Source organism: Pseudomonas sp. CFBP2511 (assembly GCF_030209255.1).
Lineage (GTDB): Bacteria > Pseudomonadota > Gammaproteobacteria > Pseudomonadales > Pseudomonadaceae > Aquipseudomonas > Aquipseudomonas avellanae.
Genome location: NZ_JARVSI010000012.1, coordinates 108,250 through 132,362, shown reverse-complemented (window position 1 = coordinate 132,362; position 24,113 = coordinate 108,250). Strand labels below are relative to the sequence as shown.

General features: G+C 61.4%; 19 protein-coding genes. 7 read left to right on the top strand and 12 right to left on the bottom strand.

Annotation, left to right across the window (positions count from 1 at the left end; genetic code table 11):
* Positions 1–28 precede the first annotated feature (28 nt).
* The 5 genes from QRN38_RS11390 (at position 29) to QRN38_RS11370 (ending at position 8,558) form a co-directional block, all read left to right on the top strand.
* Positions 29–2,854 (top strand): TonB-dependent receptor, encoded by a 2,826-nt coding sequence (locus QRN38_RS11390; protein WP_057418409.1) that lies wholly within the window; start codon positions 29–31, stop codon positions 2,852–2,854.
* A gap of 144 nt (positions 2,855–2,998) precedes the next feature.
* Entirely contained in the window at positions 2,999–4,882 is a 1,884-nt protein-coding gene (locus QRN38_RS11385; protein WP_057418408.1) for an extracellular solute-binding protein, read from the top strand.
* A 1-nt stretch (position 4,883) separates the two neighbouring features.
* On the top strand, positions 4,884–5,951 hold the full coding sequence (locus tag QRN38_RS11380; RefSeq protein WP_005739846.1) for a microcin C ABC transporter permease YejB: 1,068 nt from the start codon (positions 4,884–4,886) through the stop codon (positions 5,949–5,951).
* Positions 5,951–6,973, top strand: a complete 1,023-nt coding sequence (locus tag QRN38_RS11375; RefSeq protein WP_011103059.1) for an ABC transporter permease — start codon at positions 5,951–5,953, stop codon at positions 6,971–6,973. The genes QRN38_RS11380 and QRN38_RS11375 overlap by 1 nt, the downstream gene beginning before the upstream one ends.
* Before the next feature lies 1 nt (position 6,974).
* Positions 6,975–8,558, top strand: coding sequence for an ABC transporter ATP-binding protein (locus QRN38_RS11370; protein ID WP_007247108.1), 1,584 nt, complete (start codon positions 6,975–6,977; stop codon positions 8,556–8,558).
* 15 nt (positions 8,559–8,573) lie between these two features.
* Here the strand turns inward: QRN38_RS11370 and QRN38_RS11365 are convergent, their stop codons facing one another.
* Positions 8,574–10,070: a methyl-accepting chemotaxis protein gene (locus tag QRN38_RS11365; RefSeq protein ID WP_044392594.1), complete on the bottom strand. Its 1,497-nt coding sequence runs from the start codon at positions 10,068–10,070 to the stop codon at positions 8,574–8,576.
* A 445-nt stretch (positions 10,071–10,515) separates the two neighbouring features.
* Between QRN38_RS11365 and QRN38_RS11360 the strand changes: the two genes are divergently transcribed.
* Complete coding sequence (locus tag QRN38_RS11360; RefSeq protein WP_007247110.1) at positions 10,516–10,974, top strand: REP-associated tyrosine transposase; 459 nt, start codon at positions 10,516–10,518, stop codon at positions 10,972–10,974.
* Positions 10,975–11,002: 28 nt separating this feature from the next.
* Here QRN38_RS11360 and QRN38_RS11355 read toward each other — a convergent pair whose 3' ends face one another.
* The 3 genes from QRN38_RS11355 to gabT all read right to left on the bottom strand — a co-directional run bounded on the left by QRN38_RS11355 (position 11,003) and on the right by gabT (position 13,581).
* Positions 11,003–11,491, bottom strand: coding sequence for an Lrp/AsnC family transcriptional regulator (locus QRN38_RS11355; RefSeq protein WP_002555947.1), 489 nt, complete (start codon positions 11,489–11,491; stop codon positions 11,003–11,005).
* Positions 11,492–11,538: 47 nt separating this feature from the next.
* Positions 11,539–12,195 (bottom strand): HAD family hydrolase, encoded by a 657-nt coding sequence (locus QRN38_RS11350; RefSeq protein WP_057418407.1) that lies wholly within the window; start codon positions 12,193–12,195, stop codon positions 11,539–11,541.
* Between the two features lie 81 nt (positions 12,196–12,276).
* Positions 12,277–13,581, bottom strand: coding sequence for a 4-aminobutyrate--2-oxoglutarate transaminase (gene gabT, locus QRN38_RS11345; RefSeq protein ID WP_057418406.1), 1,305 nt, complete (start codon positions 13,579–13,581; stop codon positions 12,277–12,279).
* Between the two features lie 284 nt (positions 13,582–13,865).
* On the opposite strand from gabT, the gene QRN38_RS11340 reads away from it, so the two are divergent.
* Positions 13,866–14,795: a 2-hydroxyacid dehydrogenase gene (locus QRN38_RS11340; protein ID WP_057418405.1), complete on the top strand. Its 930-nt coding sequence runs from the start codon at positions 13,866–13,868 to the stop codon at positions 14,793–14,795.
* A gap of 65 nt (positions 14,796–14,860) precedes the next feature.
* Here the strand turns inward: QRN38_RS11340 and QRN38_RS11335 are convergent, their stop codons facing one another.
* The 8 genes from QRN38_RS11335 to QRN38_RS11300 form a co-directional block, all read right to left on the bottom strand.
* Positions 14,861–16,318, bottom strand: a complete 1,458-nt coding sequence (locus QRN38_RS11335) for an NAD-dependent succinate-semialdehyde dehydrogenase (RefSeq protein ID WP_057418404.1) — start codon at positions 16,316–16,318, stop codon at positions 14,861–14,863.
* Between the two features lie 114 nt (positions 16,319–16,432).
* Positions 16,433–17,590, bottom strand: coding sequence for an acetylornithine deacetylase (gene argE / locus QRN38_RS11330; protein ID WP_024666697.1), 1,158 nt, complete (start codon positions 17,588–17,590; stop codon positions 16,433–16,435).
* Entirely contained in the window at positions 17,587–18,741 is a 1,155-nt protein-coding gene (locus QRN38_RS11325; RefSeq protein ID WP_057418403.1) for an NAD(P)/FAD-dependent oxidoreductase, read from the bottom strand. The genes argE and QRN38_RS11325 overlap by 4 nt, the downstream gene beginning before the upstream one ends.
* Positions 18,738–20,147, bottom strand: coding sequence for an FAD/NAD(P)-dependent oxidoreductase (locus tag QRN38_RS11320; RefSeq protein ID WP_024666699.1), 1,410 nt, complete (start codon positions 20,145–20,147; stop codon positions 18,738–18,740). The genes QRN38_RS11325 and QRN38_RS11320 overlap by 4 nt, the downstream gene beginning before the upstream one ends.
* Positions 20,126–20,437: a (2Fe-2S)-binding protein gene (locus tag QRN38_RS11315; protein ID WP_003382315.1), complete on the bottom strand. Its 312-nt coding sequence runs from the start codon at positions 20,435–20,437 to the stop codon at positions 20,126–20,128. The genes QRN38_RS11320 and QRN38_RS11315 overlap by 22 nt, the downstream gene beginning before the upstream one ends.
* A complete protein-coding gene (locus QRN38_RS11310) occupies positions 20,434–22,275 on the bottom strand; it encodes an ABC transporter ATP-binding protein (RefSeq protein WP_057418402.1) in 1,842 nt (613 codons plus the stop codon). Before QRN38_RS11310 ends, QRN38_RS11315 begins: the two co-directional genes overlap by 4 nt.
* 1 nt (position 22,276) lies before the next feature.
* Positions 22,277–23,155: an ABC transporter permease gene (locus QRN38_RS11305; RefSeq protein WP_005771077.1), complete on the bottom strand. Its 879-nt coding sequence runs from the start codon at positions 23,153–23,155 to the stop codon at positions 22,277–22,279.
* Positions 23,152–24,108, bottom strand: a complete 957-nt coding sequence (locus QRN38_RS11300; protein ID WP_005771075.1) for an ABC transporter permease — start codon at positions 24,106–24,108, stop codon at positions 23,152–23,154. Before QRN38_RS11300 ends, QRN38_RS11305 begins: the two co-directional genes overlap by 4 nt.
* Positions 24,109–24,113 lie beyond the last annotated feature (5 nt).

Here is a 24,113-nt window from a genome sequence, read left to right as displayed (position 1 = left end):
GGCTGAAAAGCCCCTGGAGGGGAGCGGCTTGCTGGAAAACGAAGAAGTGGAATACCCGCTCGGCACAACCGCGTCGGGAACAGAGGGCTCACAAGGCCATTTCAATAATGTCTGGACCAAGTCGGAACTAACCATGCTGATGAATCTTCCCGGTAGCACCCTCAAACCACTGGCCCTCGCGGTCCGGCGTCATCCACGTGCCCTGCTCTGTGCATTGGCCATGGGCATGAGCGGTGCCCAGGCGGCTGAAGCCGTCGATGCAGACACCAGCGGCTCGGCCGTGTCCTCCAGTGCAGCGGTTGTGCCTGCCACAACCCAGTTGCAACGCGTTGAAGTGACCGGTTCGGCGATCCGCCGGGTCGATGCCGAAACGGCAGTGCCGATTACCATCCTGCGCGCCGACGACCTGAAGAAACAGGGCGTGACCACCACTCAGGAAATGGTCCAGCGCATCACCGGCAGCCAGTCGATCAACAACAGCGCAGGCTCGGTCGGAGCCGGAACAGGGGGAGCCTCCTTTGCTGACATGCGCGGTATCGGTGCGAACAAGACGCTGGTCCTGCTCAACGGCCGACGCCTGGCTAATAACGCCTTGTCCGGCGTGGGCACGCCCAATGGCAGCGCCATCGACCTGAACATGATCCCGTTCGCCGCCATTGACCGCGTGGAAGTGCTGCGTGACGGTGCCTCGGCGCTTTACGGCACCGACGCCATCGGCGGTGTGATCAACTTCATCACTAAAAAGTCACTGACTGACGGCAGCCTGACCCTGGGTGGCGAGACGCCGACCGCCAGTGGCGGTGGTGCTACCAAGGACATGAGCGCCAGTTGGGGCTTTGGCGATCTGGAAGAAGACCGCTTTAACGTCATGGGCGTCTTCAACTACAACAAGCAGCAAAACCTGGACGCCAACGACCGCTCGTTTGCCAAAGATTACGTACCGGGACGCGGTCTGAACCAGACCTCCGGTACGGCTTATCCCGGCAATTACTTCCAAGGTGACAACTCCGCCAACCCGCTGGGCAGAAACTGCGGTGGCGCCAACCTGATTGCCAGCAACGGTATCTGCCGCTTCAGTACCCGCGAATACATCGACCTGATTCCGCAGACCGAAAAGACCTCGTTCTTTGGCAAGGCCACCGGCAAGCTGGCAGACGATCACAACGTCAGCCTCGAATACTTCTGGGCCCGTAACAACAACCATACCGATATCGGGCCAGCGCCCTTGACTGGCCTTTCTCTGGACTCATCGTCGCCTTTTTACCCCGGCAACGGCATTACCCCGGCACCGACCGACTTCACCCTCGACCCGACCCAACCCATCAGCACTGCCTGGCGAGAAACGGCGGCCGGGCCACGCGGGTCCAGCGATCAGAACACCAGCCAGCGTTTTCTGCTGAATTTCGACGGTTTGGTGGGCGGCTGGGATTACAACGTCGGGGCCTCCTACAACCAGAACAAAGTCTTGTCATCGCTCACCAACGGGTACATCAGCGACGCTGCAATGCTCAACGGCCTGGCCAATGGCACCCTTAACCCGTTCGGCCCGCAAACCACTGCCGGTCAGGCGCTGATCGACGCCAGCGAATATCACGGCCAGTATTCCAGCGCCGTGGGCCGGGTCGCAGGTCTCGATGCGCGCATCAGCCGGGAAATCGGCGACTGGTTCGGTGCAGGTCCTGCCGGCATTGCGCTGGGCGGTGAATACCGCAAAGAGAAAATGCATCAGGAGTACGAAGCTTACGTCAACGACATCAGCAGTCTGGGCGCAGATGCCGCAGGCAGCGTCGAAGGCGACAGGAGCGTCAAGGCGCAATACGCCGAACTAAACGTCCCTGTGCTGGACAGCCTGGAGCTGACCGCCGCAGTTCGTCACGACAAATACAGCGACTTCGGTAGCACCACCAACCCGAAATACTCCTTCCGCTACCAGCCGTTCAAACAACTGGTGGTCCGTGGTGCCTACAGCGAAGGCTTCCGCGCACCGTCGCTCTATGAACTGTATGCACCGCGCAGCACGACCTTTACGCAGGGCTATTACAACGACCCGGTTCTGTGTGCCGGAGGTGTCGTCCAGCCTGGTGGCAACGCCGGTCGTGATTGCCAGCAGCAGTTCCTCAACAATGGCGGAGGCAACACCGAGCTGGCCCCGGAAAAAGCCCGCAACATGACCCTGGGCTTCGTCTATCAGCCGGTCAGCAACCTGTCGATGGGCCTGGATTTCTGGTGGATTCATATTTCCAACCAGATCCAGGCGTTCCCCGAGTCGACTGTGTTCGATGACCCGAACACCTACGCTGACCGCTACGTGCGTGCCGCCGACGGTTCGATTGCCAATATCGTCACCGGTAACGCCAACCTGGGTATCGTCAAGACCAGCGGCGTTGACGTATCGCTCGACTATCGCTTTCCGAACACACCGTACGGCCAGTTCGGCCTGGGCATGACTGGCACCTATGTGACGCGTTATGACTTCCAGAACATCATCGACGGCCCGTACACCGACAAGGTCGGCGACTTCCAGGGCGATGGCGTGATCTCACGCTGGAAACACGTACTGACCGGCACCTGGGCACTGGGCGACACCCGCGCCTCCCTCACCAACCGCTTCACCAGCGGTTACAACGACTACGACCGCACCACCAATGCGCGGGTCGCGTCGTACGCGCTGTGGGACATGTCGGTGGGTCATACCTTCGACAAGGTACTGGATATAGATGCCGGGGTACGCAATATGTTCGACCGCAACCCGCCGTTCTCCAACCAGGCCTACAACTTCCAGTCCGGCTATGACCCTCGTTACGCCGACCCGTTGGGCCGGACCCTGTTCGCACGCGCGACTTACCACTTCTGAGTGTGACGACATGGCCCATACATGCTCCGTGGGCCACGTCAGATTGCGAGCTCGCCCCCTCCGGCCCAGGCTTCATCCACCTTCCCCGGCCGGGGGCTTTTTCGCGACTCATTGTCATTCAGTGCGTACGAGGAAAGCCCCACCATGTTGCGTCATACCCGTTTGTTGCAGCGCCTGATTCTGGGTGTTGCGCTATTGAGTGGCTGGCAGGTCACGCAGGCCGCGCCGACCCACGCCTTGACTGTCTACGGCGAGGCACCCAAATACCCGGCTGGCTTTCAGCACTTCGACTACGTCAACCCGAACGCCCCCAAAGGCGGTTCACTGACGCGCTCGGCGGAAGAAATCGGCCAGTTCAACTACCTCAATCCTTATGTCGATCAGGGCATCAATGTGCGGGAGGTCGATAGCTGGGTTTATTCACCCTTGGCCTATCGCTCGCTGGATGAGCCGTACACCGTTTATGGCTTGATCGCGGAAAAGATGGAGATGGACCCGAACGGTCTGTGGATTCGTTTTTTCCTCAACCCCAAGGCACGTTTCGAGGACGGCAAGCCCGTCACTGCGCAAGACGTGCGCTACACCTTCGAGCTGATGACCACCAAGGCCAGCTTCAGCTATCGCCCCATGTTCGCCGACGTCAAAGAGGTGACCATCGAGGGGCCGCTACAGATTCGCTTCGACTTCAAAAACAACCTCAACCGCATGCTGGCGCTGGACATTGCCAGCCTGCACATCCTGCCGGAGCACTGGTGGAAGAGCCGCGACTTCGCCAACGGCGGCGGTTTCGAGCCACCTCTGGGCAACGGGCCTTACCGGGTCGCCAAGGTTGATGCCGGGCGCAGCGTGGCCTTTGAACGGGTCAAGGACTGGTGGGGCAAGGACCTGCCGGTCAGCCGTGGCCTGTACAACTTCGACAGCCTGACCGTGAACTACTACGGCGACACCGAAATCGCCCGGCAACTGCTGCAGGCCGGGGCCTTCGACTATAACCGGGAGTTTTCCTCCTCAGGTTTCGTGGTCGGTTACAGCGGCCCGGCGATTGACGACGGGCGTCTGCAAAAAAACATCTTCGCCCAACAACGCCCGGTCGCCGCGCAGGGTTTTGTGTTCAATCTGGACAACCCGATCTTCAAGGACCGCCGCGTGCGTGAAGCGCTGTCATTGCTGTGGGACTTCGACTGGATCAACCGCCGGGTCATGCGCAATTTCTACGTGCGCGAGCAGAGCTACTTTCCGAAAAGCGACATGGCCGCCACCGCGCTGCCGACGCCCGCCGAACTGAAGATTCTCGAACCATTGCGCACTCAGGTGCCGGACGAGGTGTTCACTACGGTGTATCAACCGCCTAAAACCGATGGCAGTGGTTACATCCGTGACAAACAGTTGCAGGCCCTCAAGCTGCTGGCCGAGGCCGGCTGGCACCCCAAAGACAACAAGCTGGTCAACGCGGCGGGCGAGCCGATGGTGTTCAGTTTTCTCGACGGTCAGGGCGGTTTCGACCGACTGATTCTGCCCTTCAAACGCACCCTGGCGCAGATCGGCATCACCCTGGATTTTTTGCGCATCGATTCGGCGCAGTACATCAACCGGCTCAATGCACGGGACTACGACATGATCGTGGTGACATTGCCGAAAAACGGCAACCCGATCATTTCTCCAGGCCGCGAACTGTACAACCTGTACGGCTCGCAAAGCGCCACGGAGGTGGGCAGTTCCAACGCGATGGTGCTGCGCAACCCGGCAGTGGACACGCTGATCGACGGGCTGGTGAGCGCCAACACGCGCAACGACATGGTGACCTATGCCCGCGCGCTGGATCGGGTCCTGCAATGGGGTTACTACATGATTCCCAACTACTACTCCAAAGGCACGCCGCTGGTGTTCGCCAACCGTTTTGGCATGCCTGCGGTGGCGCCGATTTACGACGTAGGCCTGGAAACCTGGTGGCAGATCAGCCCGACCCCGCTGACCAACGCCCAGGCTGCTGCGCTTGCCGGCAAGAACACCGCTGCGAAGGAGCATTGAGATGCTGGCTTACGTGATTCGACGCCTGCTGCTGATCATCCCCACGCTGCTGGCCATTCTGATTGTCAACTTCCTCATCGTGCAGGCCGCCCCCGGCGGGCCGGTCGAGCAGGCCATCGCCCGCATTCAGGGTTTCAGCCCCAACGGGGTCGGTGGCGGCGGTGGTGAAGTGGCCGCAAGCGGCACCGCCAGCCGCAGCACGCGCGGGCTGGACCCGGCGCTGATCGAGCAGATCAAGGAGCATTACGGTTTCGACAAACCCATGCACGAACGGCTCTGGCTGATGCTCAAGAACTACGCGCAACTGGACTTCGGCACCAGCTTCTTTCGGGGTGCGCCGGTCACCGAACTGATTGCGCAAAAGCTGCCGGTATCGCTGTCACTCGGGCTTTGGGCGACGCTGATCACTTACCTGATTTCCATCCCGCTGGGCATTCGCAAGGCGGTGCGGCATGGCAGCGCGTTCGATGTGTGGAGCAGCACGCTGGTGATCATCGGCTACGCTACGCCCGCGTTTCTGTTCGCCATTCTGCTGATCGTGGTGTTTGCCGGTGGCAGCTACCTGAGTTGGTTTCCGGCGCAGGGTTTGCTCTCGGAAAACTTCGACAGCCTGAGCACCTGGGGCAAGGTGAAGGACTACCTGTGGCACCTGGTGCTGCCGGTCAGTTCGCTGGTGATTGGCGGGTTTGCCACGCTGACCATTCTCACCAAGAACAGCTTTCTCAACGAGATCAGTCGCCAGTACGTAGTCACGGCGCGGGCCAAGGGTCTGACCGAGCATCGCGTGCTGTACGGCCATGTGTTCCGCAACGCCATGCTGCTGGTCATCGCAGGCATTCCGCAGGCATTGATCGAAGTGTTCTTCGCCGGTTCCCTGCTGATCGAAACCATCTTCGGCCTCGACGGTTTGGGGCGCATGAGTTACGAGGCTGCGGTGTCGCGGGATTACCCGATTGTGTTCGGCACGCTGTTTCTGTTCACGCTGTTCGGCCTGCTGATCAAACTGATCGGTGACCTGTGCTACACGCTGGTCGACCCGCGTATCGACTTTTCCGCGAGGAGCGCCTGATGTTCGAGTTCTCTCCCCAGACCCAGCGTCGCTTCGCCCTGTTCAAGGCCAACCGGCGTGGCTGGTGGTCGCTGTGGATCTTCATCGGTCTGATGCTGGTGTGCCTGTGCGGCGAGCTGATCGCCAACGACAAACCGTTACTGATCAACTACGACGGGCAGATGTATTACCCGGTGTTGCACACCTACATGGAAACCGATTTCGGCGGCGAGTTGCCGTTTGAGCCGGACTATGCCAGCGACTACGTGCGCAAGCTGATCGCGGCAAAAAACGGCTGGATGCTCTTCGCGCCGATCCCGTTCAGCTACGACACCATCAACTATGACCTGGACGCACCATCGCCCAGCCCGCCCGACGGCACCAACTGGCTGGGCACTGATGAGCAGGCCCGCGATGTGCTGGCGCGGGTGCTGTTCGGGGCGCGGATTTCCATCCTGTTCGCGCTGCTGCTGACCGTGATCAGCACGGTGATCGGTGTCTGCGCCGGGGCCATTCAGGGCTATTACGGCGGCATGACCGACCTGATCGGCCAGCGGATTCAAGAGATCTGGTCGGGTTTGCCGGTGCTGTACCTGCTGATCATTCTGTCCGGCTTTGTATCACCGAGCTTCTGGTGGTTGCTGGGCATCATGGCGCTGTTTTCCTGGCTGTCGCTGGTGGACGTGGTGCGTGCCGAGTTCCTGCGCGGGCGCAATCTGGAATACGTCAAAGCCGCCCGCGCACTGGGGCTGACCGATGCTGCGCTGATGTGGCGGCACATCCTGCCCAACGCAATGACCAGCACCCTGACCTACCTGCCGTTCATCATCACCGGCGCCATTGCCACGCTCACCGCACTGGATTTTCTCGGCTTCGGCATGCCGGCGGGCAGCGCTTCGCTGGGTGAACTGATCGGCGAAGCCAAGCGCAACCTGCAAGCACCCTGGCTGGGGCTGACCGCGTTCGTGGCGCTGGCCTTGATCCTTTCGTTGCTGGTGTTCATCGGCGAAGCCTGCCGCGACGCTTTTGATCCTCGGAGCTGACATGCAAGACAATCTGATTGAAATTCGCGACCTGCGGGTCGCCTTCAACGGCCACGAAGTGGTGCATGGCATCAGCCTTGATATCCGCCGTGGCGAATGCCTGGCGCTGGTGGGCGAATCCGGTTCCGGCAAATCAGTGACCGCGCATTCGATTCTGCGCTTGCTGCCCCCGAAAAACGTCAGTACCCAGGGTTCGATTCGCTACGACGGGCTGGATCTGGTCACGGCCAGCGACAAGCAATTGCGCAGTCTGCGCGGCAACCGGGTGGCGATGATTTTTCAGGAGCCCATGAGTTCGCTGAACCCGCTGCACACGGTCGAAAAGCAAATTGGCGAAATCCTCGTCACGCACAAGGGCCTGAAGGGCAAGGCCGCGCTGAGCCGGACGCTGGAGCTGCTGGAGCTGGTCGGCATTCGCGAACCGTTGTCGCGGCTCAAGGCTTATCCGCATCAACTGTCGGGCGGGCAACGCCAGCGGGTCATGATCGCCATGGCGCTGGCCAACGAACCTGACTTGCTGATCGCTGACGAGCCGACCACCGCGCTGGATGTGACGGTGCAGGTGAAGATTCTCGAGTTGCTCAAATCGCTGCAACAGCGGCTGAACATGTCGCTGCTGCTGATCAGCCACGACCTCAATCTGGTCCGGCGCATCGCTCAGCGAGTCTGTGTGATGCGTGAGGGCGAGATCGTCGAGCAGGCTGATTGCCAAGCCCTGTTCGATAACCCGCAACACCCTTACAGCCGCCTGCTGATCAATGCCGAGCCGGATGGCGAACCGGTGCCGTCCACGCACAGCAATACGCTGCTGTCGGTGCAGGACCTGAAGGTCTGGTTCCCGCTGGGCAAAGCCTGGTTCCAGCGCGAGCAGCAGTACGTGAAGGCGGTGGACGGGGTGAGTTTCGAGCTGCTCAAGGGCAAGACGCTGGGCATTGTCGGTGAGTCCGGTTCGGGTAAATCGACCTTGGGCCAGGCGATTTTGCGGCTGGTGGATTCAGAGGGCAGCATCCGCTTCGGTACCAAGGAACTGAGTTTGCACAGCCAGCACTTGATGCGTCCGCTGCGTCGCCAGTTGCAGGTGGTGTTTCAGGACCCGTTCGGCAGCCTGAGCCCGCGCATGACCGTAGAGCAGATCATCGCCGAGGGCTTGGTGACGCACAAAATCGGCACGCCCAAAGAGCGTGAGCAGACGGTGATTCGGGTGTTGCAGGAAGTGGGGCTCGATCCGGCGACGCGGCATCGTTACCCGCATGAGTTTTCCGGTGGCCAGCGCCAGCGCATTTCCATCGCCAGGGCATTGGTGCTTGAACCGGATCTGATCCTGCTGGACGAGCCGACGTCAGCCCTCGACCGCACCGTACAGAAGCAGATCGTCGCACTGTTGCGCGACCTGCAAATCCGTCATGGCCTGACGTACCTGTTCATCAGCCATGACCTGGCGGTGGTGCATGCGCTGGCCCATGACCTGATCGTGATCAAGGACGGCAAAGTGGTCGAACAAGGCCCGTCCCGCGAGATCTTCGCCGCGCCGCAGCAGGCCTACACACAGGAACTGCTGCGCTCGTCGGGGCTAGTGTTTGCCTGAGCCTGAGCACGAACGCTAATTGTGGAAACTCTGGCCCAGCGCTGCCAGGCGTACGGCCAGCGGCGACAGGCTCTGGCTGCTGCTCGCCAGTACGCCGATATTGGCGGCAGTGTGTTCGGCGATGGCCTGCACCGAACGCAGTTGATCGGCGATTTCGCGGCTGGCGGTGGCCTGCTGTTCGGTGGTCGTGGCGATCAGGCCGTTGAGCTGCGTGATGTGCCCGATGCCTTCGCCCACCGAGCGCAGGGATTCAGACGCGCGCTGACTGTTTTCCACACAACGCCCGACGCCTTGCAGGCTGTCGCTCATGGCCGTTGCAGCCTGGCGACTGCCCTTTTGCAGGTCTTCGATGATGGTCTGGATCTCTTTGGTGGATGACGCGGTGCGTTGTGCCAGGTTGCGCACCTCGTCGGCTACCACCGCAAAGCCCCGGCCCTGCTCACCCGCGCGGGCGGCTTCAATCGCAGCGTTGAGCGCCAGCAGGTTGGTCTGCTCGGCGATACTGCCGATCACGTCCAGCACCTTGCCGATCTGTTCTGACTGATTGGCAAGTGCCTGCACGGTTTCGTCGGTGGTGCTGATGCGCGCCGCAAGCTGGGTGATTTCGCTCTGCGCCCGGTCGACACTGTCGCGCCCGTGGGCCACCTGATCACTGGCGTCACCGGCACGCTGCACGGCCTGCGCGACGTGGCCGGAAATGTCATTCATGGCATCGCCCATGCGCTGCATTGCGCCGGTCATGCGGGCGATCTCGCTCAACTGGTGCTGCGCACCGGTTTCCAGCGTGCCACTGGCTTTGGCGAGGTCATGGCCCAGTTCGCCAAGCCCGCGCGTGTCGCGCACAACACCGTCGACAAGGCCGGTGATCTGCGCCAGAAACTGCTCGAAACGCTGCGCCAGCGAGACGTGTTTGCCCGATCGCTCGTCGATCCGGCTATCGGGGGAAAACTGGTTGGTGGTGGCCAGCATGCGGTCGAGCATGTCCTGATTCTCGACCGCCTCGGCCTGATTCTGCACGGCCAGGTAGACCAGAATGGCACTCTCGACCACCACGTAAACCGCATGCATAGCCACCATGCTCCAGCCGCCGCCATGTTGCATGACGTACACCGGGAAGCCCGAGTGGTGCAGGGCATGAAAGCCGATGTGGTGGATAGCGATGGTGACGGCGGCGACCAGAATCGGCAGCCAGTCGCGGTAGAAGGTCAGCACGGCGAGAAATACGAAGATGCCGAAGTGTATTTCAATCTGCCCATGTGCCTGATTGATGTGCAGCGCGGCCATGACCATCAGCCCGATACCGACGCAGCAGCGCATCAATCGAGTGCCCCCGATCACGCGATACAGCCCGGTCAGCACCAGCGCGGTGCCACCACCGACCACAACCGCCTGGGTAAACGTATCAAACCAGAACCCCAGGCCCAGCGCGTACACAAACAACAGCCAGATCAGACCCAGCATGATGCGGTCGGCCTTACGGTAATGCTCAAGGAAACGAGGGGCTGCGGGCATCGAACACATCCTTTTGAAATCCATGGCGACAGGGAAGCCCGGTCGGAGTCAGGTCTTGACGAGCAAAAGCCCGGCCAACGCACCGCCCAGATAGTAGCCCCGTGCCATAAATTCAGAAATAGATTATTTACCCGGTGTTGAGGCGCGATGATGGAGCGGGCATCCGTTGGTAGCAGGCCGGACCTCTTCGCGGACAAGTCCGCTCCCACCACATCAACCGGTGATCCTGACCCTGTGATCCTGATCCTGATCCTGATCCTGATCCTGATCCTGATCCTGATCCTGATCCTGAGATCCTGCACTCCTGTAGGAGTGGACTTGTCCACGAAGACTGATCATCAGACACCGAATGAATCACTGAAATTACATGCTGTAAAGCATTACTCAGTTGATCCACGGGCCACGCACTAAAGTTCACCGATGAAGTGATTTTAGGGGCAAGGGAATGCATGTTTACTCTGCGTCAAAACGTTTGCGTACAGGCCGATATTCCGCAATAGGCCAGATATACATGGTGACTTCAGTGACACGAGGACGCGAACCGGTATTCGCCGATGTTCGTCTCGGGCGCTTGCTGGTTCGAGAGCTGAGACGATGCGAAGAGCAGGAATTGGTCAAGTCGCTTGCCTGGGTCGTAATGCCTGACCACTTTCACTGGCTTTTTGAGCTCAAAAAGAATTCCCTGCCCATGTTGATTCAACAACTTAAAGCACGCAGTTCAATAGCCATCGGAAAAATCAGAGCACATCCCGACACCTTATGGCAGTCCGGGTATCACGACCAGGCTGTGCGCAACGAACAAAACATGGTCGGTCTGGCTCGCTATATCGTCGCAAACCCGCTACGCGCAGGACTGGTCAAGAAGATAGGAGACTATCCATTGTGGGATGCGATCTGGATTTGATCCCCTCGCATCCACACTTTACGCCGTTTCAATGCCGCAACAACTTGCGCAACGGCACGCCGTCTTTCATGACCGGGGATTTGATGACGATGTAGCTGAAGTACTTGGAGATGCCGATGTTCTTGTCCAGCAGCTCTTCGATCACTTCCTGATAATGCTGAATGCTGCGGGTCATGAAGCGCACCAGGTAGTCGTAGCCGCCGCTGATCAGGTGGCACTCCAGCACTTCGTCCACATGGCGGATGTTCGCTTCAAATTTGGCGAAGTCTTCGCGTTTGTGGTCGCTCAGGGAGATTTCGGTGAACACGGTAACCGATTCGGTGATTTTTGCGAGGTTGAGGTGCGCCTTGTAACTGGAGATGTACCCAGCCGACTCCAGACGTTTGACGCGCTGCAGGCAAGGGCTCGCGGAAAGCCCGACGGCGTCGGCCAGGCTGACGTTGGTCATGCGCCCGTCTTTCTGGAGTTCTACCAGGATATTGATATCAATCCGATCCAGTTTGACCAAGCCTTCCATTACCTACCTCTTGTATTGCCATTCACGGTGCCTACCTTCTAGCAAAATCAGCGCCGTAAAGACAGCTGATGCTGAGCAACGAGGTCGGCCATGCTGCTGATACAGATGTCTGCGGTACATGGCTGGCGGTGCTGTTCGCGGCGGCGACGGATCAGGCACAGCCCGCCCAGACCCGGCGCAGAAGCAGGCGGACGGGAAACCAGAAGGGTGTCGCGGGTGTCCAGGTCCATCTCGGCGAGCCAGCGCGTGTCGTCCAGCGGGTGAGTGGCCCGCGACAGCAGGCTGTCAGGCTCAAGCCCCAGGCGCTCGCACAAAATGCCGCGATCCTGCAGGTCGCGGTCGGCGTACACCAGCAGTCGATAGAACTTGCGCAGATAAAGCATGGCGCCCGGCGCGTCCTCGAACAGCGTCCAGTCGGGCACTGAACGTGCGAAGGTCATGCCCTCTTCCCAGCTGGTCTTGATGGCGAGGCGCTCGGCCATCTGGCGGTGCGCAAAGCACAGCAGGCCGCTGAAACCCAGCTCGTCGAAGCGCGCATACAGCGTGCGCACCACGTCATTGAATTCGGTCAGTATCGACTCTTTATCCGGTGTATTCAGGCCGTTCTCCAGTAACGGCTGCAACGCCGCCCAGACACCTGAATCACGGTCCACCAGAACCTCGTCACAATCGATCAACAGTGCGCGGTAATCAATAAGCCCCATGGCAGGCAACGTCTCCATTCAACAATGATCCCCAGCGCTGGTGGTCGCAGCGTCTCGCGACAACCACGACCACGCCGACGCTTAGCTGGACTTCAATACTCGTGCCAAGGCGGCATCGAGAATGCTCAGTGCTTCATCGATCTGCTGCTCGGTGGTCACCAGCGGTGCGAGAAAACGCAACACGTTGCGGTACACACCGCACTTGATCACCAGCAGGCCGCCGATGCGCGCCTGATCGATGACTTTCTGGTTGAGATCAGCGTCCGGGCTGCGTGCAGCGTCGTTCTTGATCAGCTCCATCGCCAGCATGAAACCGGTGCCGCGTACGTCGCCGATGCAGGCGTAGCGGTCCTTGAGCCTGAGCAAACCGGCACGCAGGTGCTCGCCCAACTGTTCGCCACGCGCCAGCAGATTGTCCTGCTCGTAAGTATCGATTACGGCCAGCGCTGCGGCGCAGGACAGCGCATTGCCGCCGTAAGTGCCCCCCAGACCGCCCGGAAGCGGTGCATCCATAATCTCGGCACGCCCCACCACGCCCGACAGCGGCATGCCGCCCGCGAGGCTCTTGGCAACCGTCACCAGGTCCGGCTGGATACCGGCGTGCTCGAAACCGAACCACTTGCCGGTTCGACCAAACCCGGTCTGGATTTCATCGAGAATCAGCACGATGCCGTGTTGTTCAGTCAACGCGCGCAGGGCCTTGAGGAATTCGATCGGAGCAGTCAGAAAGCCGCCGTCACCCTGAATCGGCTCGATCAGGATGGCCGCGACGCGATCCGGCGCGACCTGGGTCGCCAGCAGTTCATGCAGCGCAGCCAAGGCCACTTCGGTGGTCAAGCCGCGGTACTCGTTCGGGTACGGGGTGTGGAACACTTCCGGCGCCATCGGGCCGAAATTCTGTTTGTACGGCTGGCTCATACCGGTCAGCGTAGTGCCGAGCAACGTACGGCCGTGGAAGCCACCACGGAACGAGATGATCGCCGGGCGATTGGTGTGCGCGCGGGCTATTTTCACCGCGTTTTCCACCGCTTCGGCGCCGGAGGTGAAGAACACCGCTTTGTGATCAATACCGCTCTGGCCGGCGATCATCAGGCTCAGGCGTTTGGCCAGATCCAGGTAGGGCTGATAGGACGCCACCTGAAAGCAGGCGTGGGTGACTTTGCTCAGTTGCGCCTGAATCGCCTTGACCACGTTCGGGTGGTTGTGGCCGATGTTCAAGACGCCGATGCCGCCGACGAAATCCAGATAGCGCTTGCCGTCGACGTCCCACAGTTCAGAGCCCTGGGCGCGGTCGATAACCAACGGGTGGGCTGTGACGATGCCACGCGGCACAAACTGGTCGCGCTGGCGGAGCAGATGAGGAGTTTCGTCGACTTTGCTGTTCATGGTTTTACCTATCGTGGGCCTGGCAGCCGGCGGGGTGGCTGCGATGTTGTTCAGGTTAAGCGTTCAGCGAAATGATCTACGCCGAACTTGCCCTCTCAGATGTCCAGATCAACTGTTTTTCGCCTCGCAAACGGCAGATTCCTTCATGCCCTGCGAGCACCACGCAATCTGCCGGGCGGCGCTGATTTTCAGTCATGCAGACGCTCTGCCAAAGACTGTTTCGACAGATCCTGCTTGCGACTTGCGGCATGATGGGGCTCCACTTTCATACTCAGGAAATGCCCATGCCCGCCCTGCTCTACAAAGCCGACCCCGCACGTGCAGAACGCTGGCGTGTCCTGTTTGCCGAGCACGCGCCGGACATCGAATGGCGCGTATGGCCGGACATCGGTGACCCGGCCGATATCCACTATCTGGGTGCCTGGCTGGCACCTGATGACCTGCAGGACCTGTTGCCCAACCTGAAAGTGCTGTTTGCGCTGTCGGCTGGCGTGGATCAACTGGACCTGAGCCGCATTCCCAAGTCGTTGCCGGTGGTTCGCCTGCTCGACCCCGGCATCAGCCACGGGATGTGCGAGTACGCATCTTTTGCGGTGCTGAGCCTGCACCGGGAAATGCTGCGCTATCGTCAGCAGCAGGTTGAAGGGCTCTGGAAAGCCCAGCCGTTGATACCGGCGAACAAGCGTCGAGTGGGCGTGATGGGGTTGGGCTTGCAGGCGCAGCATATTCTGTCGAGCCTCAAACCGTTCGGTTTCCAGCTGTCAGGCTGGGCGCGCAGTGCGCATCAGGTCGCAGGTGTGACGTGTTATGCGGGCGAGGAGCAGTTGAGCGAGTTTCTTGGGCAGTGCGACATTCTGCTGTGTGTGCTGCCTTTGACTGCGCAAACCGAAGGCATCCTCAACCGCCAGCTTTTCGAGCGCCTGCCCGAAGGTGCCGCCCTGATCAACATGGGCCGTGGTGGGCATCTGGTGGAGGCCGATCTGCTTGAAGCACTGGACAGCGGCCAACTCAGCGCGGCGGTGCTGGATGTGTTGCAGCAAGAGCCAGCACCTGCCGACCATCCATTCTGGCAACACCCGAAAATCCTGCTGACACCGCACGTCGCGGCCATGACCCAACCGGAAAGCGCCTTCCCCGGCCTGCTCGACAACATCCGCCGCTTTGAGCGCGGAGAAGCGATGCAAGGACAGGTTAATCGCGGGCAGGGTTATTGACGACTTGCATTTGATTGATCGTTCCCACGCGGAGCATAGGCACGATAGTCAGTTGCACCGCGCGCCTACAACCCACCCACATGAAACGCCTTCACTTCCAGGTATTCATCCAGGCCGTAGCTGGAGCCTTCGCGGCCCAGGCCGGATTGTTTGATGCCGCCGAACGGGGCGATTTCCATGGAGATGATGCCGGTGTTGAGGCCGACCATGCCGAATTCCAGTGCTTCACCAAAGCGCCATGAGCGACGCAGGTCCTGGGTGAAGTAGTAAGCGGCAAGGCCGTAGGGCGTTGCGTTGGCCAGTGCGAGGGCCTCGGCTTCGTCGGTGAAACGCATCAGCGGGGCAACCGGGCCGAAGGTTTCTTCGTTGGCCAGCAGCATGCCCGCATGGGTATCACCCAATACCGTTGGCTGGACGAACTGGCCGTCACCGTTGGGCAACCCGCCGTACAGCAACTTCGCGCCCTGGCTCAGCGCATCGTCGATGTGCCGGGAAATCTTGCTGACCGCTGCCGGGTTGATCAACGGGCCGATGGTCACGCCTTCTTCCAGACCGTTGCCGACCTTGAGTTTGGCGACTTCTTCCACCAGCCGCGCAGCGAAACGGTCGTAAATGCCGCTCTGCACCAGAATCCGGTTGGCGCACACGCACGTTTGCCCGGCGTTGCGGAATTTGCTGAGCATAATGCCGGCCACAGCCTGCTCCAGATCAGCGTCGTCAAACACGATGAACGGCGCGTTGCCCCCCAGTTCCAGGCTCAGGCGCTTGATGTGTTCGGCGCTCTGGCGCATCAGCAGACGGCCGATCGGCGTGGAGCCGGTGAAGGAAATTTTGCGCACCACCGGGTTGCCGGTCAGCTCTTCGCCGATGGCGGTCGGCATGCCGGTGACGACGCTGAACACACCAGCAGGAATGCCCGCGCGCTCGGCCAGCACCGCCAGCGCCAGCGCCGACAGCGGCGTGAGGTCCGACGGTTTGACGATGATCGTGCAGCCTGCAGCCAGGGCTGGCGCGCATTTGCGGGTGATCATGGCGTTGGGGAAATTCCACGGGGTGATCGCGGCGCAGACACCGACCGGCTGCTTGAGCGTCATCAAACGACGATCAGCGCTGGGCGTGGGAATGGTTTCGCCGTACGAGCGGCGCGCTTCTTCAGCGAACCATTTGACGAAGCTTGCGCCATAGCGGATCTCGCCACGCGACTCGTTCAGCGGCTTGCCCTGCTCAAGGGTCATGATCAGCGCGAGGTCTTCGACGTTGTCGAGCATCGCCTGATGCCAGCGCTCCAGTAGCGCCGCACGCTCGGCGGCAGGACGCGCGCGCCAGGCAGGCCAGGCGCGATCAGCGGCCTCGATGGCGCGGCGGGTTTCAGCGCCTTGCAAGGCCGGAACCTGCGCGATCAATTCGCCGGTCGCCGGGTCGCTGATGGCCAGCGTTGCACCATCATCAGCGCTGATCCATTGCCCATCGACGTAGGCGCGGTCCACCAGCAGGCTGGGGTCTTTCAACTGATTCTTGAGCATGGTCGAGTCCTGTTTCGGGATACCTGCCAGTCTAGGCAGGCGTCGCAGTCCAGGATGCTGAAAGCAGGATAACGGCAGCGTCCGATGCTGAAATTCGCGCCCGGACGGCAGCCTCTACTGCTTCAGCGAGCCGAGCAGGCTGTGCAGAAAGCGCTCGCCCGCGTCCATCTGGCTCTCGTCGATAAATTCATCCGGCTTGTGCGCCTGCTCGATGGAACCTGGCCCGCACACCACCACCGGCACGTTGAGCCGCCCGGCGAACAGCCCGCCTTCGGTGCCGTAGGACACCTTGATGTGCTGAGTACCCGGCTCGGCAAATGCGTGCAGCATGCGCACCGCCTCAACGCTTGGATGCGTCTCCAGCGCGGGGTATTCGTTCATCACTTCGATCTCGATAGCGGCCACGCCCGACAATTGTTTCGCTTCGCGTACCAGCACGTCGGCACGCTCGCGCAGTTGCTCCAGCAGCACCTCGGGATTGTCCCCCGGCAGGTTGCGGTACTCGAATTCCATGGTGCACAGGTTGGGCACAATGTTCAGCGCCTTGCCGCCATCGATACGACCGATGTGCACGGTGCTGTAAGGAATGTCATAACCCTCGTCGCGGCTGCCTTGCTGCTCGATTCGTTTCTGGCTGTTGCGCAGTTCGGCGATGAAATCGCTGGCCAGGTGAATCGCGTTGACCGCCCGGGGGGCCAGCGAAGAATGCGCTTCCTGGCCTCGGCAGAAGGTGCGATACGACGCCTTGCCTTTGTGCCCGACGGCAAACTGCATCAGCGTGGGTTCGCCGACCACGCACAAGAATGGACGCACCGGCGCAAGGTGCAATACATCCAGCAGACGCCGCACGCCGACGCAGCCGATTTCTTCATCGTGAGACAAGGCCAGTTGCAGCGGACGCAGCAGGGCCATGTCTGCCGCATTGAGCATGGCGTCGATGGCCAGCGCAATAAAACCCTTCATGTCGCAGGTGCCACGGCCATAGATACGGCCGTCGCGCAGGGTTGCCTGAAACGGCGGCATCGTCCATGCCTGACCGGCAGCCGGCACCACGTCGGTGTGGCCGGAAAGCAGCACGCCCGGCACATCTCGCGGGCCGGTGCTGGCAAACAGGTTGGCCTTTTTGCCGGTCTCGTCCTTGACGATCAGCGACTCGATGCCTTTGCTGGCCAGCAGCTCGCGGACGTATTCGATCAACGCCATGTTAGGCTCCGACGACACGGTGTCGAAGGCGATCAGGCGCTTGAGGATTTCCAGTGCACGGGGGCTCATGAGGCTTTGCTCGCGTGTTCGGTGACGATTTCAAAACGGCGAATGTCGAACGGGCTGATCGAGGTGCTGGTCGTGCCGGTGCTGATCAGTTCAGCCATCACGTCGCCCACGCCCGGACCAAGCTGGAAGCCGTGCCCGCAGAACGCGAACGCATAAAACAGCCCGTCGACCTTGCCGCTGCGGCCCATCACCGGCAGTGAATCGGGTGTGTAGCCTTCGATGCCGCTCCACACGCGGATGATGTTCAGGTTGCCGACACCGGGCAGCAGACGACGCATCTGCTGGACCTGATTGACGATGCTGCGCGGCTCGACATAGGCGCGACGATTGACCATGTCCGGCTTGCTGCGAAAGCCACCGCCAATGACAATGTTGCCGCGCTCGATCTGCCGGAAATAAATCACTTCATGGGGGATTTTGGTGAACACGCCGATGACGGTCGGCAGCGCATAAGGCACCGGTTCGGTCACGGCCATCTGCGGGCCATTGGTCTCCAGCGGCACGGGTTCGCCAAACTGCGCAGAGAGCTTCTGCCCCCACGCGCCAGCGGTGATCAACAATTGATCAGCTGTGAAAATACGCCCGTCACTGGTGGTGACTTCAAATTCGTTACCGACCTTTTCGACATGCGCCACTTCAGTACGCTCTTCGATCCGCGCCCCGGCACGAATCGCTGCGCGCGCAAAAGCGGGCGCGGCCAGACGCGGGTTGGCGTGGCCATCGTGCGGCGCGTAGGAACCGCCCTTCACGTCAGACCCGAGAAACGGAAAACGCTCGTGCAGCGCTTTGCCGCGATAGATTTTCAGGTCCAGCTCACGCGCTTCTGGCGCAGCGGCATAAGCTTCCAGCTCGGCAATTTCGTCCTCGCGGTAGCAGACGCGCATGTGCCCGCTGGGCAGAAATTCCAGGTCCTCGCCGATCAGTTCCGGCAGCCGCTGCCAGAGTGCACGGGAACGGTTGGACAGCTCCAGCTGGCCCAGATGACGACCCTGACGCCGCACGTTGCCAAAATTCACGCCGCTGGCATATTGGCCGACCACGTCACGCTCCAGCAGGGTCACCGACTTGCCGCGCTGGCGCAGGAAAAACGCCGACGCCGAGCCCATGAAGCCGCCACCGACAATCAGCACATCGACTTTCGGTTGTTTCATGACACCACCTCGTCTATCAGCATCGACAACGGTTTGACCGGTGCCTGACCGCGCTGCCGACCCACCTGCTCGACCGGCACACCGGCTTCGGCGGCGATCACCTCGGCCCCGGCCTGCGAGCAATAGCGGCCCTGACAGCGGCCCATGCCGACACGGCTGAACGCCTTGGCGCGGTTGACTTCGCACGCGCCCTTTTCACGCACCACGCCACGCAATTCGCCTGCGCTGATCATCTCGCACCGGCAGACAATCGCCTCATCAGGCAGCGCCGCCGCCTGAGCAGCAGGCCACGGGAAGGCTTCGGCCAGCCCCACGCGGAAGCGGTCCATAACCACCAGGTTCTTGCGCACGGCTTCCCTGTGCGACTTATCCACAGGCCGGCCGAGGTCTTCCAGCAACGCCATCGCCGCCAGCCGACCGGCCTGCTCGGCCGCATCGGCACCGCGAATCTTCGCGCCGTCGCCAGCGGCATACACGCCTTTGACCGAGGTGCGGCCTTCTTCATCGACGGCCAGCACCCATTGCCCGGAGGCGTCATCGAAGCGCAACTGGCACCCGGCCAGATCAGCGAGCTGGGTTTCCGGGCGCAGGTGGTAGCCCAGCGCCAATGCATCGCAATCGACGGTCAGTACGTTGCCGCTGGCAAGCTTTACCCGCACGCCGGTCACGCCGTCCTGCTCGCTGCCCATGATCTCTTCAGGCTGCACGCCCAGATGCACCGGCACGTTGGCGCTGTACAACTGCGCCAGCAGTTTCATGCCGTTGAACAACAAACCGGGGCGCGCCAGCAACTTGGGCACCGCGCCGATGCGCTTGCTGAACGGAGAGGTGTCGAGCACGGCGGCCACCTCGGCACCGGCTTTGACGTACTGGCTGGCAACCAGATACAGCAGCGGCCCGCTGCCCATGAACACCACGCGGCTGCCGATGGAAACCGACTGCGACTTGAGGGCAATCTGCGAGCCGCCAAGGCTGTAGGTGCCCGCCAGTTGCCAGCCTTTGATCGGCATCAGACGGTCGGTGGCACCGGCGCAGAGTATCAGCGCGTCGTATTCGACCACGCTGTGCACGCCCTGGCTGGCGCAGCACAGTTCGCCCTGCGTGAGGTTCCAGGCCAGCGTGTCAGGGCGATAGTCGATCTGTTTGCGCAGGCGGTCGAAGCTCTCGTGCAGGTCGCGCGCCTTGGCCGCTTCAGTGCCGTACAGCGCCGAGTAATCACGCTTGAAGCCTTCGGGCTGGCGGCGATAGATCTGCCCGCCGTCACGCCGGTTTTCGTCGATCAGGATCGGCTTGATGCCCGCCGCCAGCAGGGTTTGCGCACAGCGGGTGCCGGCCGGGCCCGCGCCAATGATGACGACTCTGGGGCTGCCAGGGTTATGAACGTCTAACCGTGAAGAAGTGGCCATTTCGCCTCCGGCTGGGTGGTGACGATGTCGAGTCCATCGCGAACTTCGTTGGAGCAGGCGCGCAGGCGCTCGCCACTGCGGGTCCAGACCCAGCAATCCTGGCAGGCGCCCATCAGGCAAAACCCGGCACGCCGCCCCGAGTCAAACTCGGACTGGCGCAGCGTGGCTTTGCGGGTCAGCAACGCGACCATCAGGGTGTCGCCCTGCAACGCTTCGATGGGCGCACCATCGACCAGCAGGCTGACAACCGGGCGATCGCGCTCGCCCAGTCTTACAAAACGGCCACTCATGCGTAGGCTCCCACGGTCACAGGATTAAGGTTTTCTTGTACGGCTTGCAGTTCGTCGCTGTCGCGATGGCAAAGAATTTCGCTGCCGCCTGCGATGCGACGACGGCCAGGCGCGGTCTTGTTGCACAGGCCTTCGATCCGCGCCGGGCAGCGATTGAGAAAAGTGCACAGCTCCCGATTGTTGACCGGGGCGCTGATCGGCGGCAGTTTGCCACTGGTCACGCCGCAGCTTTCCAGCCAGCCCTGACGCAGTTCCGGCACCGAGTGCACCAACAGGTCGGTATACGGATGGAACGGTACGTGGCTGAAGGCTTCACGGCTGCCCTCTTCGACCTTGTGGCCGCTGTACATCACCACAATGTCGTCGCACAGCGCGCGGACGGTGGAAATGTCATGGCTGATGAACAGGTAGGAAACACCCAGCTTGCGGCGCAGTTCGCCGAGCAGTTCGAGGATGCAGGCACCGACCACGGTATCCAGCGCCGAGGTGACTTCATCGCAGAGAATAAGGTCTGGTTTGGCGGCCAGCGCACGGGCCAGGTTAACGCGTTGCTTCTGCCCACCCGACAGTTCGTTGGGGCGCCGCTCGGCCAGCTCGCGTGGCAGACGCACCAGGTCCATCAACTCGTCGATACGCTCGCGCAACGCCTTGCCCTTGAGACCGAAATACATTTTCAGCGGCCGGGCGAGAATTGCACCGACGCTGTGCATCGGGTTGAGCGCGGTGTCGGCGTTCTGAAACACCATCTGGATGCGCCGGAACTGCTCTTCGGTGCGCCCCGCCAAGGTGCCAGACAGTTCAGCGCCGTCAAACGTCAGGCTGCCGTGGGCCGGGTCCAGCAGACCGGCTACCACACGGGCCAGGGTCGATTTTCCCGAGCCCGACTCGCCAATCACGCCGATGGCCTGGCCACGGCGGATGGTCAGGTCGATGTCTTCCAGCACGTGAATCATCGGCATGCCTTGCAGGTTCTTTTTGCCGTAGCCGGCGGTCAGCCCTTTGATGGTCAAAAGGGTGCTGTCCTTGACCACCTCGCTGGCCGGTTTCAGCACTTTATCCGGCCGCGCCGCTGCCAGCAGGCTGCGGGTGTACGGGTCTTCCGGGCCTTTGAGCAACGCCGCCGTACTGCTCCGTTCGATGATCCGCCCGCCGTTGAGCACCACGATCTGATCAGCCATCTGCGCCACCACCGCAAGGTCGTGGGAGACATAGACCGCCGTCGCGCCGCGCTCGCGCACTACACGCTTGAAGGCGCGCAGCACGTCGATCTGCGTGGTGACGTCCAGTGCGGTGGTCGGTTCGTCGAGGATCACCAGCAACGGGTCGCTGATCAGCGCCATCGCCGCCATCACCCGTTGCAACTGCCCGCCCGACACCTGGTGCGGATAACGCTGGCCAATGGTTTCCGGGTTGGGCAAGGCCAGATCGCGGAACAGCTCGATGGCTTTGGCCTGCAAGTCTGCACGACTGCCCAGACCGTGAATCAGCGCGCCCTCGATCACTTGATCGATGAGCTTTTTCGCCGGGTTGAACGCCGCGGCGGCACTTTGCGCGACGTACGAAACGCGATTGCCACGCAGGCACTGCAACTGGCTTTCGGGCAGGCTGAGCATGTCATGCTCGCCGACCTGAACCACGCCGCCTGCCAGTTTGCAGCCGCGCCGGGCATAACCCAGCAGTGCCAGCGCAATAGTCGTCTTGCCCGAGCCGGACTCGCCGATCAACGCCAGCACTTCACCTTTTTCCAGTGCGAAGCTGACGCCTTTGACGATTTCCAGTTCACCGTGATCGCCCTCGGCAACCACGCGCAGGTCTTGTACGCGAATCAACTGGCTCATTTCAATGCCCTCCCGAACGACGACCGCGCCGTGAGGCCAGCCGGTCGATGAACAGGTTGACGCCGATGGTCAGCGTGCCGATCGCCAGCGCCGGAATCACGATGGCTGGCGCGCCCTGGCTGAGCCCGCCGATGTTTTCGCGCACCAGCGAACCGAGGTCGGCATCGGGTGGTTGCACACCGAGCCCGAGAAAACTCATGCCGCTGAGCAGCAACACGATAAAACCAAAACGCAGGCCCAGGTCGGTCAGAACCGGGTTGAGCATGTTCGGCAGAATCTCCCGGCAGGCGATGTACACGCGGCCTTCACCACGGGTACGCGCCACTTGCACGTATTCCAGCGCCTCGATGTTCACCGCCAGGCTGCGCGCGATACGAAACGCCCCCGGCGAGTAGCTCAGCACCGCCGTACAGATCAGCAGCACTTCGGACGAACCGAACGCCGACACCATGATCAGCGCCAGCATCTTGCTCGGGATCGAGATAAAGGCGTCCATCAGGCGGCTGATGATTTCGTCCAGCCATTTGGGCGCAACCACCGACAGCAGCGCACACAGGGTGCCGATGCCGCTGGCCAGTACCGCCGAGATCAGCGCCAGGCCCACCGTAAATTTTGCGCCGACCAGCACGCGGCTGAGCATGTCGCGGCCCAGGTAATCGGTGCCGAACGGGTAGACCGCGCTCATGTTTTCAAACATGTTGTCGGACACCACTTCGCCAACCGGGTGCGGCGCAAGCCAAGGGCCGAACAACGCGACCATCAGCCAGAGAAAGCACACCGTTGCGCCCAGCAGGCCCAGCCAGGAAGTCGGGCGGGACGCTTTTTTGCGCAGCACCGGTTCCGGCGCGGCAGGCGTCGATTTCGCAATGAATTGAGTCATTGGGTTCTCAGCCTCGGATTGGAAAGAATTGCACACAGGTCGGCCATCAGCACCAACCCAAGATAAGCAGCGCAGAACAGCATGGTGCAGCCCTGCACCAGCGCCATGTCGCGGTTGGTGACCGCGTCAACCATCAGACTGGCGATGCCGGGATAGTTGAAGATGGTTTCAACGATGACCACACCGCCCAGCAGGTACGAAAGGCTCAGCGCCACGGCGTTGACGATCGGCCCGATGGCGTTGGGCAAGGCGTGACGCAACACGATGCGCACCGGGCTGACGCCTTTGAGGCGGGCCATTTCCACATATGGGCTGTCCAGTTGGTCGATGACTGCGGCGCGGGTCATGCGCGCCATCTGCGCCACGATCACGCAGCACAGGGTCATCACCGGCAACGCGTAGGTGCGCATGAACTGCCACGGCGAGGTGACATCAGAGCCGTAGGACAACGCCGACAGCCAGCCCAGGTTGACGGCAAATATCAGCACGGCCAGCGTCGCCACGAGAAATTCGGGAACGGCCACCAGCGACAGCGTGATGAAGTTCAGCGCGCCATCGAGACGACCACCACGACCCATCGCCGCGCCGATACCCAGTGTCAGGGCGACCGGTACCGAGACCAGCGCGGTGGTCGCGGCCAGCATCAGGGTTTTCGGAAAACGTCCGGCAATCAGCTCGGAAACCGGCATCGCATTGGACACCGATTCGCCGAAGTTGCCACCGAGCAGGTTCGTCAGCCAATGCAGATAGCGCACCACACCGGGTTGGTCCAGGCCCAGTTTTATACGCAATGCCGCGACCTGTTCAGGGGTCGCGAATTGCCCAAGAGCCTGTTGTGCCGCGTCACCAGGCAGTACCGCCGTAATGGCGAATACCACAATGGAAACGATCAACAACGTCACGATCGCCGCGCCCAGGCGCTGTACGATCAACCAGAGTGTGTTGCTATTCATCTGCA